17 protein-coding genes are annotated in these 15377 nt (G+C 35.8%); 13 read left to right on the top strand and 4 right to left on the bottom strand.

Annotated features, from left to right (window positions below):
• Positions 1 to 32 precede the first annotated feature (32 nt).
• The 4 genes from rimM (at position 33) to Q0R51_RS02310 (ending at position 2593) form a co-directional block, all read left to right on the top strand.
• Positions 33 to 548, top strand: a complete 516-nt coding sequence (gene rimM / locus Q0R51_RS02325; RefSeq protein WP_294756394.1) for a ribosome maturation factor RimM — start codon at positions 33 to 35, stop codon at positions 546 to 548.
• Entirely contained in the window at positions 538 to 1263 is a 726-nt protein-coding gene (gene trmD, locus Q0R51_RS02320) for a tRNA (guanosine(37)-N1)-methyltransferase TrmD (protein WP_294756392.1), read from the top strand. The genes rimM and trmD overlap by 11 nt, the downstream gene beginning before the upstream one ends.
• 117 nt (positions 1264 to 1380) lie before the next feature.
• Complete coding sequence (gene rplS / locus Q0R51_RS02315; protein ID WP_034981588.1) at positions 1381 to 1728, top strand: 50S ribosomal protein L19; 348 nt, start codon at positions 1381 to 1383, stop codon at positions 1726 to 1728.
• A 97-nt stretch (positions 1729 to 1825) separates the two neighbouring features.
• Positions 1826 to 2593 (top strand): nucleoside phosphorylase, encoded by a 768-nt coding sequence (locus Q0R51_RS02310; protein ID WP_294756405.1) that lies wholly within the window; start codon positions 1826 to 1828, stop codon positions 2591 to 2593.
• 225 nt (positions 2594 to 2818) lie between these two features.
• Here Q0R51_RS02310 and Q0R51_RS02305 read toward each other — a convergent pair whose 3' ends face one another.
• Positions 2819 to 3118, bottom strand: a complete 300-nt coding sequence (locus tag Q0R51_RS02305; protein ID WP_294756390.1) for a hypothetical protein — start codon at positions 3116 to 3118, stop codon at positions 2819 to 2821.
• Positions 3119 to 3177: 59 nt separating this feature from the next.
• Between Q0R51_RS02305 and Q0R51_RS02300 the strand changes: the two genes are divergently transcribed.
• Positions 3178 to 3552 (top strand): MerR family transcriptional regulator, encoded by a 375-nt coding sequence (locus Q0R51_RS02300; protein WP_294756388.1) that lies wholly within the window; start codon positions 3178 to 3180, stop codon positions 3550 to 3552.
• Between the two features lie 37 nt (positions 3553 to 3589).
• Here the strand turns inward: Q0R51_RS02300 and lexA are convergent, their stop codons facing one another.
• Entirely contained in the window at positions 3590 to 4213 is a 624-nt protein-coding gene (gene lexA, locus Q0R51_RS02295; RefSeq protein ID WP_294756387.1) for a transcriptional repressor LexA, read from the bottom strand.
• Positions 4214 to 4356: 143 nt separating this feature from the next.
• Here lexA and Q0R51_RS02290 point away from each other — a divergent pair, with 143 nt between their 5' ends.
• The 5 genes from Q0R51_RS02290 (at position 4357) to Q0R51_RS02270 (ending at position 10177) form a co-directional block, all read left to right on the top strand.
• Entirely contained in the window at positions 4357 to 4605 is a 249-nt protein-coding gene (locus Q0R51_RS02290) for a DUF896 domain-containing protein (RefSeq protein WP_046325031.1), read from the top strand.
• 68 nt (positions 4606 to 4673) lie between these two features.
• Positions 4674 to 4889: a YneF family protein gene (locus Q0R51_RS02285; RefSeq protein WP_046325029.1), complete on the top strand. Its 216-nt coding sequence runs from the start codon at positions 4674 to 4676 to the stop codon at positions 4887 to 4889.
• Positions 4890 to 4961: 72 nt separating this feature from the next.
• Positions 4962 to 6716: an ABC transporter ATP-binding protein gene (locus Q0R51_RS02280; RefSeq protein ID WP_294756385.1), complete on the top strand. Its 1755-nt coding sequence runs from the start codon at positions 4962 to 4964 to the stop codon at positions 6714 to 6716.
• Between the two features lies 1 nt (position 6717).
• The gene (locus Q0R51_RS02275) at positions 6718 to 8508 is read left to right on the top strand and encodes an ABC transporter ATP-binding protein (RefSeq protein ID WP_294756384.1); all 1791 of its coding nucleotides are present in this window, start codon (positions 6718 to 6720) and stop codon (positions 8506 to 8508) included.
• A 268-nt stretch (positions 8509 to 8776) separates the two neighbouring features.
• Entirely contained in the window at positions 8777 to 10177 is a 1401-nt protein-coding gene (locus Q0R51_RS02270; protein ID WP_294756383.1) for an FAD-binding oxidoreductase, read from the top strand.
• Positions 10178 to 10253: 76 nt separating this feature from the next.
• Here Q0R51_RS02270 and Q0R51_RS02265 read toward each other — a convergent pair whose 3' ends face one another.
• A complete protein-coding gene (locus Q0R51_RS02265; RefSeq protein ID WP_294756382.1) occupies positions 10254 to 11429 on the bottom strand; it encodes a cyclopropane-fatty-acyl-phospholipid synthase family protein in 1176 nt (391 codons plus the stop codon).
• 82 nt (positions 11430 to 11511) lie between these two features.
• The gene (locus Q0R51_RS02260) at positions 11512 to 12126 is read right to left on the bottom strand and encodes a 1-acyl-sn-glycerol-3-phosphate acyltransferase (RefSeq protein ID WP_294756380.1); all 615 of its coding nucleotides are present in this window, start codon (positions 12124 to 12126) and stop codon (positions 11512 to 11514) included.
• A gap of 58 nt (positions 12127 to 12184) precedes the next feature.
• On the opposite strand from Q0R51_RS02260, the gene Q0R51_RS02255 reads away from it, so the two are divergent.
• The 3 genes from Q0R51_RS02255 to tsf all read left to right on the top strand — a co-directional run bounded on the left by Q0R51_RS02255 (position 12185) and on the right by tsf (position 15091).
• Positions 12185 to 13216 carry a GIY-YIG nuclease family protein gene (locus Q0R51_RS02255; protein WP_294756378.1) on the top strand — a complete coding sequence of 344 codons (1032 nt, stop codon included), beginning with the start codon at positions 12185 to 12187 and terminating at the stop codon, positions 13214 to 13216.
• 155 nt (positions 13217 to 13371) lie between these two features.
• Positions 13372 to 14175: a 30S ribosomal protein S2 gene (rpsB, locus tag Q0R51_RS02250; RefSeq protein WP_122026169.1), complete on the top strand. Its 804-nt coding sequence runs from the start codon at positions 13372 to 13374 to the stop codon at positions 14173 to 14175.
• A gap of 40 nt (positions 14176 to 14215) precedes the next feature.
• Complete coding sequence (gene tsf / locus Q0R51_RS02245; RefSeq protein ID WP_294756374.1) at positions 14216 to 15091, top strand: translation elongation factor Ts; 876 nt, start codon at positions 14216 to 14218, stop codon at positions 15089 to 15091.
• The last annotated feature ends 286 nt before the right edge of the window (positions 15092 to 15377 follow it).

Below are 15377 nucleotides of genomic sequence, written 5' to 3'. Positions count from 1 at the left end.
CTTCAAGCTTTTTTCTTTGAGTAGGAGAAACTATGCAATTTTATGATGTTGCGCGTATATTGTCTACCCATGGACTAAAAGGAGAGGTAAAAGTTGCTCTGATTACTGATTTTCCTGAAGAACGCTTTGCCTCAAACCAAGAACTAGCTTTAAAGGATAATCCGCAAACCAAATTAACTGTTAAAAGCGGTAGACCTTTTAAGCAATTTTGGCTAGTGCAATTTAATGAAATAACTGATATTGATAGCGCTGAAAAATTGCTAGGAAAAACACTAGTTGTCAGCGAGCAAAATCAACATGATCTGCCTGATGGAGCATATTATTACCGCGATATTTTGGGTTGTGCAATCATAGATAATCAGTCAGGCAATGATTTGGGCAAAATAACTGGTATTGAGACCCCCGGTGCAAACGATGTTTGGGAAGTTACCGAACAAAATGGTAATGAATATTTAATTCCCTATATTGATGAAGTAGTTAAGAAAATAGATATTGCACATAAAAAGATTTATGTAGAACTTTTGGAAGGATTACGCAATGAAGATTAATGTATTGACGCTTTTTCCTGACATGTTTACCCCGCTCACGACTTCGATGCTTGGGCGTGGGCTAGATGATGGCAAATGGCAGCTCAATTTAGTCAATTTTCGTGATTTTACCTCTGATATTCACCATCACGTTGATGACAGTCCTTATGGTGGGGGCGCTGGCATGGTTTTGCAAATTATGCCGATCAAAAAAGCACTCGACTCAATTAAGAATAAAGGTAAAGTAATCATTACCGCGCCGCAGGGTAAAACTTTTAATCAAAAAATGGCGCAGGATTGGTCTCAAGCAGAAAACCTGACATTTATTTGCGGTCATTATGAGGGTTTTGATCAACGCGTTTATGATTTGGCTGATGAAATTGTTTCAATCGGTGATTATGTTTTGACAGGTGGTGAACTGCCAACAATGAGTATGATAGACGCTACAGTCAGGTTAATTCCCGGAATTTTAGGTAATGATGCTTCACCAGTGGAAGAAAGCTTTGCTCATGGGTTACTGGAATATCCCCAATACACTAGACCGGAGAATTTTCAAGGAATGAAAGTTCCTGCAGTTTTAACCTCAGGCAATCACCAAAAAATTGCGCAGTGGCGTCATAAAGAAGCATTGCGTGCAACTTATTTACGCAGACCAGATTTACTTGAGCAACATGCTTTAAGTGCAGAAGAAGAAAAAATGCTGACAGAAATAAAACAAGAAGAAGATCAAACTTGATTTTACCTGATATTTTTGCTAGTATGATTGAGGTGTAAATTTATTTTGCACTAATAGTTAGGGGTATTCCGCTGACGTAGAAAACGCTAATGAATGCCGCAGAAGGAGAAAATAAAAATGGATCCATTAATTCAAGAATTAACTAAAGAACAATTACGTGATGATATTCCTGACTTCCGTGCAGGGGACACAGTTCGTGTTCACGTGCGTGTTGTTGAAGGTTCACATGAACGTATTCAGATGTTTGAAGGCGTTGTAATTAAGCGTAAGGGCACTGGAATTGGTGCCAGCTACACAGTGCGTAAAATGGCATCTGGAGTTGGTGTAGAACGTACTTTTCCTGTAAACGATCCTCGTGTTGCTAAAGTTGAGGTATTGCGTCACGGTCGTGTACGTCGTGCTAAACTTTATTACTTACGTGATCGTCACGGCAAGTCTGCTAGAATTGCAGAAAAGCGTCGCTAATTCACGCTTAAGTGAAAGAGAACCATTCCCAAAAGGGATGATTCTCTTTTTTGTTTATGTTAAAATCTTTAACAATATATTTTTATTGAGGAGAAGAATTATGAAAGAACCATTTTTATTAAATTTTGATCCTGAAAAGCAGTCTGTTCTAGAACCAGATCACGAACAAGAAATTAATAACTTTCATTTTCAGCCTAAGCTGCTGTTTGCATTCTTAACTCCTGCTGTAATCAGTGATTTTTTGGCTCGTTATCCTCATAAAAAGCTAGGGTTCTTTGACTGTTTTGAAGGAGAAACCCCTATTTACGAGGTTGATTTAGACGGACAAAAAATTACTTTTTGTCAGGCAAAGATAGGTGCTGCAGCTGCTGTAGAGCTATTAGATTGGTTAATAAGCTATGGTGTTAAACAAATTTTAGCAATAGGATCAGCAGGCTGCTTAGTTGATTTACCAGAGAACTATTTTCTAGTGCCTACAAAAGCTATTAGAGACGAGGGCACATCCTTTCATTATCTGAAACCAGGAACGTATATTGACTTAAAGTCAGAGTTTTTAACTAAGACCAAAAAATTGCTGAAAGAAGAAGGTCTTAAGGTTGAAGAAGTAACTACCTGGACAACTGATGGCTTCTTTAGGGAAACAGTCAAGAAAGTAAAGCAGGCTAAAGAGTTGGGAGCCTCTTGTGTAGAGATGGAATGTGCTGCTATGGCTGCGTGTGCACAATTTAGAGGGGTCGACTTTGCACAAATATTATTTACGGCAGATTCTCTTAAAGACATAGAAAAGCATGATGACAGAGGCTGGGGCAGGGATGCTCATGAGACAGCCATTAATTTGGCAGCAAATATTATTAAGGAAATTTAACCAAGTTTGTGAAAAAATACTGCTGTGGAACCAAAGTGAAACAGCCGCACAATTCACAAGCAAATAACATAAAAGCTTTAGAAACAACATTTTGAAGTATATTTTCAATATAAAGTTTGTGATTTGGTTTAAAGCATTAGTTGTGGAAAGTCAATTTCTTGCCATCATGACAGTATTTTGAGAAGTTACGCTTGACTATTAACAGGAATTTTGCTAGATAAATATCTAAAAATACTTAAAGTTCAAGCAAATCAAAATAATAGTCAAAATAAGTCTGATAAACCAGTGAGACCAAGTGGTTTGTCCGTAAAGAAAAATTCCATTTGCTAGAGCGGTAAGTAAAACTGCTACTAGAAATATAGTAGTTAAAAGTGGTTTTTTTAGAAAACTTCCGGCAATAATGCCTAATGCGGACAAAACGTTGATCATGATTAGCCAAATTGGCAAACTAGTAAAAGATAAAAAGCTGGCGCTAATCATGATAACACCATATATAATATTAAATAAGATTGTAAGATATGACATTTTGATACCTCCACCAAAATTTAACCATCTGGGGTCGACCCAACGTCAAGGAAATAATTATGTATTTAAAAGAATTTGTTCAAAAGGAAAATACTACACCTGATACCGTTAGACATTATATCTATTTAAAATTATTAAATCCTGGTCGTAAGGGAAGAAACTATTGGTTTACTGAAAACGAAACTGATATTTTTGAAGCAATTAAAGAGTTCCAAGGCTTAGGCTTTTCACTTCAAGAAATAAAGGACATAAAAAAACTACATGATGAGTCGTGTAGTACTGAAAAGCAGCGTAAACAAAACTTAAAGTTAATTAAGGATAAAATCGCTGTTATAAATGCAAAAATAAACAAATTAAAGATGCAGAAAAAAGTGCTAGAAAAAGTAGGAGAAATTTTGCAGAAAAAAAGCACTATTGAAACTCGTAAAAAATGATTTTTACTAACCCCAATAATGCTATAAAGTCATGTTGTTAAATAATAGTGTTACGATACAGTCCTACCACTTTGCCTAAAATGTGAACGCTTGACAAAATAATCGGTGCCATAGTATCATTTTCCGGTTGCAGGCGATAGTGATCTTTTTCTTTGTAAAATCTCTTGACTGTAGCTTCATTTTCATCGGTCATAGCAACTACAATTTCTCCGTTGATTGCTGAAGACTGCTTACGGACAATGACATTGTCTCCGTTTAAGATACCAGCGTTGATCATACTTTCACCATGAACTCTCAACATGAAAAGATCTCCGGCATCGTTTGCCAGATCTGGAGGTAAGGGAAAGTAATCTTCTATATCTTCAACAGCCAAAATCGGTTGACCAGCTGTGACATCACCAACTACGGGAATTTCTTTCGGCTGGACGCCAATTGCCTTTTTACCTGCATCGGTTATTTCCAGAGCTCTTGGTTTGGTGGCATCCTTGATCAGTAGACCTTTATTTTCTAGCCTAGATAAATGGCCGTGTACAGTTGAAGTTGAAGATAAATCTACAGCATGACAAATTTCGCGTACAGTAGGAGGAAATCCTCTGTCCTCAACTGTTTCATATATATAGCGTAGAATTTGCAACTGCTTAGTATTTTGTTTAGTTGTCATAATTATCTCCAGTATTATAAACGTTTTCTTATATATTTAATTTTAGCAAAATATTTCGTTTAATGCAAACAAACGTTCTAAAAAATTTATACTTTTTTTCGTTGCCAAAATAAGGTAGAATTTTTTAATTGAGAGGTGCAAAGATGAGTGAAGATCCCGAAAAAAAATTAATCAATCGTATTAATGAGCTTTATCACAAAAAGAAATCCGTAGGCTTAACTGAAGCTGAAGAGAAAGAACGTAAGGAATTACACCAGGAATTTATCAAAAATTTTAGAGCTGGCTTCAAGCAAGATGTTGAAAATTTAGTCATAATTGACAAGAATGGTAAGGAAATTACGTCTGAGAAAGCAAAGCGAGCTCAAAGAAAAAAAGGTTTAAGAAAAGATTAACTTTGATCTTTAATTTTCCTTATTTTTTAGGTAAGATATAACTATTGGACAAATTGAGGTGATTTTTTATGAATTTAGGATTAGCGATTTTTCTGATTGTGATTGCACTATTATTGGGCCTTGTAGGGGGCTTCTATGGTGCTAGATCATATATGAAAAAATATTTTAAAGATAATCCGCCAATCAGTGAAGATATGATTGTTGCTATGATGTCTCAAATGGGCCAAAAGCCTTCGGCTAAGAAGGTCAACCAAGTGATGAACATGATGAAGCACCAAAAATAACAATTTTACTAGATTGAATTAGTGCGGCGGAGAATAATTTCTCCGCTTTTTTACTGAATTTTAAGGTGAATAATGGGAATATTTTTTAAATTAGGATGGTTCTTTAAAAAAGAGAAAAAGCGTTACCTCATCGGTATTACATTTTTAGCACTTACATCTGTTGTTAACTTAGTACCACCGAGAATTTTAGGCTTAATGGCAGATCAATTGGATAAAGGTCACATTAGCTGGCAAGAATATAGTCTGTTAATTTTAGCTATTATTTTCTCCGCCCTTTTGCTTTATGGCTTTCGCTATTTTTGGCGTAGACAAATATGGGGTGGAGCTGCTGAACTTGAATTGCAATTGAGATCGAAATTATTTGATCACTTTATGGCGATGGATCGTACTTTTTATCAACGTCACAGAACCGGGGACTTAATGGCTCATGCCACAAATGATGTTTCAGCTGTCCAGGAAGTTGCGGGTGAAGGCGTTTTAACTTTGGTGGATTCTCTTATCATGAGTGTATCGACTATGGTTGCAATGATTGCATTTGTTGATTGGCGCCTGACGATTGTTGCTCTTTTGCCATTACCATTTCTAGCTTGGGGAGCTTGGAAATTAGGTGACAGGCTTCACGATGCATTTGACAAATCCCAAGCGGCTTTTTCAAGGCTGAATAATAAAACTCAAGAATCAGTTTCAGGTATTAAAGTTTTAAAAACATTTGGTCAGGGTCAAGAAGATACTGCCGCTTTTGACCAGATGGTTGAAGACACCATTAAAATTAATAAACAAGTTTTTAAATGGGATTCACTGTTTGATCCTTTAGGAACATTGCTTATTGGTTTAACCTATACTATTACCATTATTTATGGTGGTCTTTTGGTTTTCAATAAAGCTCTTACCATTGGTCAACTGGTTTCTTTTATTGCATATATTGGCAATATGGTTTGGCCGATGTTTGCGATTGGTTATCTTTTTAACATCTTAGAGCGTGGTAGTGCCAGTTACGACCGTATAGAAAAGTTGCTGGAAGAAAAATCAGAAATTACTGATAAATTTGCAGATCAAAAGATTTCGGCTAAGGACATAGCAGGGGATCTTGATTATCACGTTAAATTTTTCGCATATCCGGATGAACCAAATGTTCAAGTGCTGAATAATATTAATTTTACTCTAAAAACGGGACAAACTTTGGGACTTGTTGGTAAAGTTGGAGCCGGTAAAACAACTATAATTCAGCTTTTGCTAAGAGAATTTGACAAATATGATGGCCAGATAACTCTAAATGGGTATGATATTAGAGAAATTCCACTTAATGTTTTATTGCGGCAAATTTCTTATGTACCTCAGGATAATTATTTATTTTCTACTAGTATTCAAAAGAACATTGCATTTTCAAATGCAGACAGTGATAAGGATGCAATTATCACTGCCGCAAAAAAGAGTGATTTACACAATGACATTTTAGAAATGCCGGGTGGCTACAACACCCTGGTTGGTGAAAATGGTGTTTCACTTTCTGGTGGGCAAAAGCAAAGGATGTCGATTGCGAGAGCTTTACTTAAGCACAGTCAAATATTAGTTTTAGATGATGCTCTCTCTGCTGTTGATGCCAGAACAGAAATGGCCATTTTGCATTCTTTAAAGAAAGAAAGAAAAGGCAATACAACTTTAATTGCTACACACAGACTTACTTCTGTCATGAACGCCGATTTAATTTTAGTATTAAAAGACGGCCGCATTGTTGAAAGAGGTACTCACGATCAGTTGCTCGAACTAAATGGCTGGTACGCCGATATGTGGCAAAGACAGGAATTAGAAGATAAGGTGGGTGAATAAGATGGATGATGAAAACTCATTTCAATCAGTTTGGTCTCAAGAAATACCGGTAAAAGAACAGCTCAGTATTTTTAAACGCCTTTTGCGTTTCGTAATGCATTTTAAGAACGAAATGATTATTGCTGGAGTTGGAGCGCTTTTAGTAAGTATTATTAATGTTCTGCTGCCTTATGGTTTACAGTATTTTTTAGATAACTTTTTGGTAAAAGCAGATGTAACCACTCAAATAATATTATTTGCTGGTTTTCTCTATGCTTTTGGTTCAGTTGTCAAAGGGATTTTGCAATTCACTTATGAGTACTTCTTTGCTTTAGGTTCTGAAAAATCGCTTGAAGGCTTGCGTGCGGAATTATATCAAAAATTACATACTCTGGGAATGCGCTACTTTGATCAAACTCCGGCTGGATCGATAGTTTCGAGAGTAACTAATGATACTATGACATTGAGTAACTTTCTTACCGTTTTATCCAGTGTTGTAATGTCGTTTTTCTCAATTATTTCAGCCATGGTGGCAATGTTTTCTACAAATGTGATGGCTGGATTGATTGTGTTGGCTTTTCTGCCCTTACTCTTGGTAATAATATGGCAATATTCTAAAAGAAGTTCCAAACTTTACCGCAGTTATCGTGAAAGATTAAGTCGCATTAATACCAATCTGAATGAATCAATCGAAGGGGTTTCGTTAATTCAGCAATTTAAGCAGGAAAAGCGTATGACTAATCATTTTGAGGATGAAAATACAGCCTTAATGAAAACAAGATTCAATATGATTAATCTTAATTCACTTTTACTTTCCCCTTTGACTAGTCTACTGTATTCGCTCGCCCTCGCTTTAACTTTAATGTATTTTGGTTTTCCATTAAGGGAAACTTTTGTACCAGCTGGTGTTGTTTATGCATTTTCACAGTACATCTCACAGTTTTTCAATCCAATCGCTAATATGATGGATCAAATGACTTTCTTTCAGGACGGTATTGTTGCGGGTAAGAGAATTTTCCGGATTTTAGATAATACTGATTATGAACCTAAACAAAATGCTGAAGCAGGCCTAACAATAAATCGAGGAAAAATTGAATTTAAGCATGTCAGTTTTTCTTACGATGGTAAAAACGAAATTTTACATGATATTTCATTCACCGTTAATCCCGGTGAGACTCTCGGTATTGTAGGTCATACTGGCTCAGGTAAAAGTTCAATTATAAACGTGATGATGCGTTTTTATGAATTCTATCAGGGTGAAGTCTTAATTGACGGAGTTGATATCAAAAAGTATCCAAAAGCTGAGTTACGTAAAAAACTAGGCCTGGTCCTGCAAGAACCGTTCATGTTTTATGGGGATATAAACTCAAATATCCGTCTTTATAATAAAGATATTACGGATGAACAAATAAAAAAGGCTGCTGAAACCGTTCAGGCGGATGGTTTTATTGAAAATCTTCCTGGTAAATACCATGCAAAAGTGGGTGAAGGAGGAAGTGAATTTAGCCAAGGACAAAGACAACTTATTTCATTTGCTCGTACATTAGTTACTGACCCCAAAATTTTAGTTTTAGATGAAGCTACGGCAAACGTTGATACTGAAACCGAAACGCTTATTCAACAGGGGTTGAAACGGCTTCGTAAGGGTCGTACTACTCTTGCTATTGCTCACAGACTTTCAACTATTGTAGATGCAGATCAAATTATTGTATTAAATGATGGTAAAATCGTTGAAAGGGGCAATCACGAAGAGCTTCTTTCACAAAAAGGTTATTATTATAACTTATATACTTTACAGAACAGTCAAAAGTAAAAACGGTACTCGATTAAAAGCTTTGATAAAACCTCCAAATTATCTCAATTTGGAGGTTTTATTGTGTCTATTTTTAATAAAAGAAACCAAATTAAAAGCTTTTATTTTCTAGGATTAAAGAAGTCTAATTGAAACTTTTAATGGACTTTTAACTTGGAAAATATTTATATACGTTATAAATATATACACTATTGACAGCGTTTGCAGTATAGAGTAAATTAATTTATAAGCATAGGATACTATGCTTTTTAGTAAGAAGGGAATTATAATGGAATATCATAAAATCAATGAAACTGATTTGGAAAATTTAAGAAAATTTATCTCAGATCCAGAAAGATTTATTACTAATCCCACAAAGCACTGGGATCATGACCAATTTCGGACTGTGAGGGCAATGCCAGATTTGGTAATTCAACCAACAACTAATGAAGAAGTTATGAATGTTGTTAAATATGCAAGTGACAACTCAATACCTATTGTTCCAAGGGGTAATTCCACCGGTTTAATGGGAGCTAACTTGACAGTTGATGGCGGAATTTCACTTGATATGATCAAGATGAATAAGATTTTAGAATACGATCCTGAAAACTTGACAATGACAGTTCAAGCAGGAATCAGGTTGAAGGACCTAGACGAGTTTTGTGCTGATAAGCCATTTGTTTATATGCCAGCACCTGCTATGCATTGGGCTACAATAGGAGGAAATGTTTCAACAAACGCCGGTGGTCTTAAGGCTATAAAGTACGGTGTAACTAGAGAGCATATTCGTGAGATCAAGGCTGTTTTGACAAATGGCAAGTTATATAAATTTGGCTCCAAAGCAGTTAAATCATCGTCAGGTTATTCGTTAAAAGATTTGTTTATCGGTGCTGAAGGTACTCTTGGGGTTATAACGGAAGTTACAATCCGGTTATATCCAAAACCTCACAAGTCAATAAATGCTATTATTCCATTTCCAACTCTAAATGATGCAATTAAATCCGTTCCGGCTATTTTAAGATCAGGTGTTGTGCCAACAACTGTTGAATTTATGGGACGCAAAGTAATTAAATTGTGGGAATCATATGCTAAAGATGAATTTCCACTTAAAAAAGGTGATGGCTTCATTATGATTGGTATTGATGCCTTTACTGAAGATGAGTGGAAGGCTGAGCTGAAGGAAACTTTGGAAGTAGTAAAGCCGTTTAAAGCTGAAAAAGCTGTTGTCCTGGGTGCTGATTCTGAAGAAGCCAAGAAAATATGGCAATGTCGTGAAGAATTGCTTTTAGCTATTCAAAAGTCCACTCCAAAAATGGACGAAATTGATGTTTGTGTACCAATAAATCACATTCCTGTAGTTTTGGATCGTATTGAAGAACTTGAACAGGAACTAAATATTCGCATTCCAAACTTTGGCCATGCTGGTGATGGTAACCTGCATATCTATCTTTGCTCTGACAATATGACAGATGAAGAATATGTCAAGACTAGCAATAAGGTTATTTCTGAGCTATATAAGACTGCTAAATCTCTTGATGGTAATATGTCAGGTGAACACGGAATTGGTTATGCCAGAGCAAATTACTTTGAAGACTTTTACGGCAAAGAATATACTGATTTGTTACGTAAAGTTAAAAAGCTATTTGACCCTAACTATGTCATCAACCCAGGAAAAATTTTTGAGCCTTAAAAATATTTTCTGTTTTTTACAAATAAAAAAAGCTGATAAATTTCGTTTTATCAGCTTTTTTGTATATGATAATTTTTTACTTGTTTAACATATATTTCCTCGTCATAGGTAAATTTTTACCAGATGGTCCTTTGGTAATGAGATATTGCACAACATCAATATTTCCCGATTCAAAGGAAGCAGCACAAGCCTGTAAATATAGATCCCACATTCGGGTAAAACGTTCGCCCATATTCTTTTCAATTTGACCTCGTTTGCTGTTGAAATTATGATCCCAAATTTCCAAAGTTTTTTGATAATGCCTTCTTAGCATTTCGATGTCTGCAATTTGCATATTATTTGCAATAATATGGTCAATATTTTCTGCTAAGCCAGGAATATAACCACCCGGGAAAATGTACTTATTAAGCCAAGCATTTTTAGCACCACCTTGCTGGCGAGTAATGCCGTGAATTAAAGCGACTCCGTCCTTTTTCAGGTATTTCGCAACATCTCCGAAATATTGGCCTAAGTTTTCTTTACCAACATGTTCAAACATGCCGACAGAAGTTACATAGTCCCACTGCTGATTGCCTAATTCGCGATAGTCCTCTAACCTAACTTCAGCAACATCCTGTAAGTTTTGATCATAAATTTTCTTTTGCACTAACTTATATTGTTCTTCACTCAGGGTTACACCAGTCACTTTCAGGCCGTATTCTTTTGCAGCTAACAGCATGAGTGTTCCCCAACCACAACCAATATCAAGCAGGGTTTTCCCTTTTTCTGGATTTAATTTGTTGAGAATATGATGTATTTTTGCCAACTGTGCAGTTTCAAGGTCATCATTTTCATTTTCAAAATAAGCACAGGAATAAGTTAAAGTAGGGTCGAGCCATAATTGATAAAAATCATTACCAATATCATAATGACTTTGAACATCTTTTTCGCTTTGTTCTTCCGTATGCTTTTCTTTTGGTAAAAATTTCCGGAATTTACTGGAGCGCAAAAAGCTTCCTGCACTTTCATAAGCTCCGCAAATTAATTTTTGCAAACTACCTTTAATCTCAATTTTTTTATCCATGTATGCTTCCCCCAGAGCTAAAGAAGCATTTTTAGAAATAGCGCTGGTTGGGATTTTCTCGTTAAAAATAATCTCAATACTCGGAGTACCGTTTCCATATATTTCGCTTTTACCGTCCCAATAGGTCACTTTAACCGGGAACGGGAAAGACTTACTTAACATTGTTCTATAAAAAGTTTTTTCTAACAATTTTCAAAATCCTCCGTCTGACATTTTTACACTAATATTCTAACACTGGAATAAAATAATTTTTATGTAAAATCATCTCTTTTTATTGAGGATGGTAATGAAAACTTGGGTTCTGCTCATAATCAATTTTATCCCAGGCTTTTTTCAATTTATTATCTATGAGTGCCTCATTTTCATGCGTAAGCTTAGTTTTACGATCAACCATGAATGGTTCGCCAAAACAAACTTCCAAAGGTTGCCGCTTTAACAATCCGGTAAATGTGAGGGGCCCTTGATAAACGACGGGGACTATAGGCTTATTTGACAGCTTGGCAATGGCAATAGTGCCACCCTTCATTTCAGCTGAATGTCTGGTACCAGATGGAAATATGATTAAAGAAAAGTTCCCATTTTTCAAACCCTTAATTGGTGTTTTTAAAGCTGAAGGTCCAGGATGCTTCCGATCGACGGGAAAGGCATGAGCGTGTTTTAAGATAAAGCGCAATATGGGATTTTTGAATAATTCTATCTTAGCCATAAACATAAATTCTTTGGGGCTAGCGGCAAGTGCAAACAATATTGGTTCCCACCATGTTCTGTGCGGTGCTGCTAAAATATAATTGCCTTCTGGTATTCTTTCTTTATGATTAACGTGTAGATGTCCGTTTAATAGCCAAACTATAAAGCGAGCTACGGGACGAATAAAATGATAAAACATAATTTCCTCCAATTGATGTAGAATATTATAACAAAGCTGAGGAAGAGGACAAATTTTTATGGCAAAATTATTGAAAAATGAACGCATTGATTATATGTATAGTGATGATTTACGAATTATTCAGAATAAGACCTCTTTTAGTTTTTCTTTAGATACGCTCTTATTAGCGGCGGCCGCAAAAAATGTTATTAAAGACAATTCTAAAGTAGCTGATTTATGTGCCGGTAATTGCGCAGCTACAATGTACATGGCCTATTTTAATCGTGCCAAATATGATGCAATTGAAATTCAAAAAGAAGTGGCATCACAGGCAAAACGATCTATTGCACTAAACCAGATGGAAAACAGGATTCAAGTTTTTCAAAAAAATGTTAAGGATGCCCCGAAATTCTTAAGAAAGGATTCTTATGATGTTATTGTCGTAAATCCACCGTATTTTAAAGTGGCGCCAAACCATAAAGTTAATCCTGATCCAGCAAAAGCCATTGCCAGGCACGAAATATTAATTAATCTTGAAGAAATAATTGCCGTGGCGAGCGGTTTGCTTAAGATGAAGGGGAAAATGTTTATGGTTCACAGACCTGAGCGGTTAAATGAAATTGCTTATTTTTGTCTTCAGCATGATTTGAGTATTAAAGTGATCCAACCATACGTTTCTCACCGCGGAGAAGACTGCAATTTGATAATTATTGAAGCAGTTAAGCATACAGGTAGCGCCGGATTAGTGTTAAGGGATGCAATTGAGGTACACGATCAACAAGGCAATTATCTTCCCGCTATTCAGTGTATCATTCGTGAGACGAAACAAGAAAAGGCTAAAAGGGAAAAAATTAAAAAATACTTTTTTTATGTTTTGTTGTGTAGCGATGGCAGCTTTTATGGGGGTTTTACAGATGATTTACAAAAAAGATTAGAGGCACATAACAAAGGTAATGGTGCTAAATACACCAAATCACGCAGGCCAGTAAAATTAATTTATCATGAAGAATTTCCAGATAAAAATTTGGCACTTAAAAGAGAATATTGGTTTAAGCACCATAACAGAATATGGAAAGAAAAGTTTTTAAAAGAGCATAAAGTTGACTTTTAGTCTTGCATCTTCAGCAATAATCTAGTATTATTTTAACGTATGCGTTTTAGCATATATGTAGAAAACATCAAGAGCGATCAGTATTTTGGTGCCACACAATGGTGAAATACTGAAATGACCGCTTGAGAGGATTAAAACCGTAGGAGGAATTTAATATGTCAGTAGTTTCAATGAAACAATTGCTTGAAGCTGGTGTCCATTTTGGTCACCAAACTAGAAGATGGGATCCTAAGATGGCTCCTTATATCTTCACCCAAAGAAATGGTATTTACATCATTGATTTGCAAAAAACCATCAAGATGTTGGATGATGCTTATGCCTTTGTTAGAGCCGTTGCTCAAAATGGTGGCGTTATTCTTTTTGTTGGTACTAAGAAGCAAGCACAAGATTCAATTGCTGAGGAAGCTACTCGTGCTGGTCAATACTACGTTAACCAACGTTGGTTAGGTGGTACTTTGACTAACTGGAAGACTATCCAAAGCCGAGTACAAAGATTAAAAGATTTGAAGAAGATGTCAGAAGATGGCACATTTGATGTGTTGCCAAAGAAGGAAGCTTCTCTTTTAACTAAAGAAAAGGATAAATTGGAAAGATTCTTAGGTGGTATTGAAGATATGCCTAGAATTCCTGATGTTTTATTCGTAGTTGATCCTAAGAAAGAAAAGATTGCTGTTCACGAAGCTAACATTCTTGGTATTCCTGTTGTTGCTATGGTTGACACTAACACTGATCCAGATCCAGTTGACGTAGTCATTCCTGCAAATGATGACGCTATCCGTGCAATTCGTTTAATTACTGGTGCCATGGCTGACGCTGTTATTGAAGGTAAACAAGGTCAAGATGACGATGATGCCGAGGCTGAAATGGCTAAGGGTGCAGAAGAAAAGCATGCTGATACTGAAAATGATGCAGAAAAAGCAGTAGAAGCTGAAGAAACTTCTGACTCAGATGAAGACTAGTTTTTAATTATCAATAAGTTTTTATTTGGAAGGAAAAATAATGGCAAGTATTACTGCTAAACAAGTAAAAGAATTACGTGACCGCACAGGTGCTGGTATGATGGATTCCAAGAAGGCTTTGGTTAAAGCTGATGGTGATATTGAAAAAGCAATTGACATTTTAAGAGAAAATGGCGTTGCTAAAGCTGCTAAGAAGAGTGGCCGTATCGCAGCCGAAGGTCTTGCTGAATATGCTTTTGATGGCAACGATGCAGTTGTGGTTGAAGTCAACTCAGAAACTGACTTTGTTTCATCTAATGATAAATTCATTAAGTTGGTAGATGATGTTACCAAAGCTATTTTGGCAGCGAAACCAGCAAATGTTGACGAAGCATTGAAAGCTCCGCTAGGTGATTCAACAATTGGTGATGCTATCACTAATTTAACAGCAGTTATTGGTGAAAAAATCACTTTAAGAAGATTTGATTTAATTACTAAAAATGATGACGAAGTCTTTGGTGCATACAAGCATAATGGTGGTGCAATTGTCGCTGTTGTTACCCTTAAGGGAGACAGTGAAGAAGCTGCTAAAAATATTGCAATGCATGTTGCTGCAATTAATCCAGAATACTTGAATAAAGATTCTGTACCAAAAGCTGACTTTGATCGTCAAAAAGAAGTTTTCACTAAAGAAACTGAAAATGAAGGCAAACCTGCTAAGATTATTCCTAAGATTGTTGAAGGTAGAGTAAACAAGTATCTTAGTGAAATTTGTTTAGTAGACCAACCTTATGTTAAAGGTGGCGACATGACTGTAGCAGAATATGCTAAATCAGAAGGCTGCGAAGTTGTCGGCTACAAGCGCTACGAAGTTGGCGAAGGTATTGAAAAGAAGCAAGAAGACTTTGCTGCTGAAGTAAAAGAACAAATGAAATAGATATTATTGATAAAATTATCTGATGAAAAGCTCTCATCTCTATTGATGAGGGCTTTTTGTATTCAGTTGAACGCTCATTTTAAGGTAACAAAAATCTTAATCAAGCCTAAATGATAAGAAAAAACAAGATAACGTATAAAATAAACAGCTATCTCAACAAAAAAACTTAAATTTTCTTTTATTTTTAAAAGCAATTTACATTTATTGCGGAATTTCTTTTAGAATTAGTGCAGTATTTATTAAAGGACAAAATTTTGTTTATAACTAGATTTATTTAAAACGGGGT

Source organism: uncultured Lactobacillus sp. (genome assembly GCF_946477725.1).
Lineage (GTDB): Bacteria > Bacillota > Bacilli > Lactobacillales > Lactobacillaceae > Lactobacillus.
Note: the sequence above shows the minus strand (reverse complement) of the source record. Positions and strands in the feature narration are given on the sequence as shown.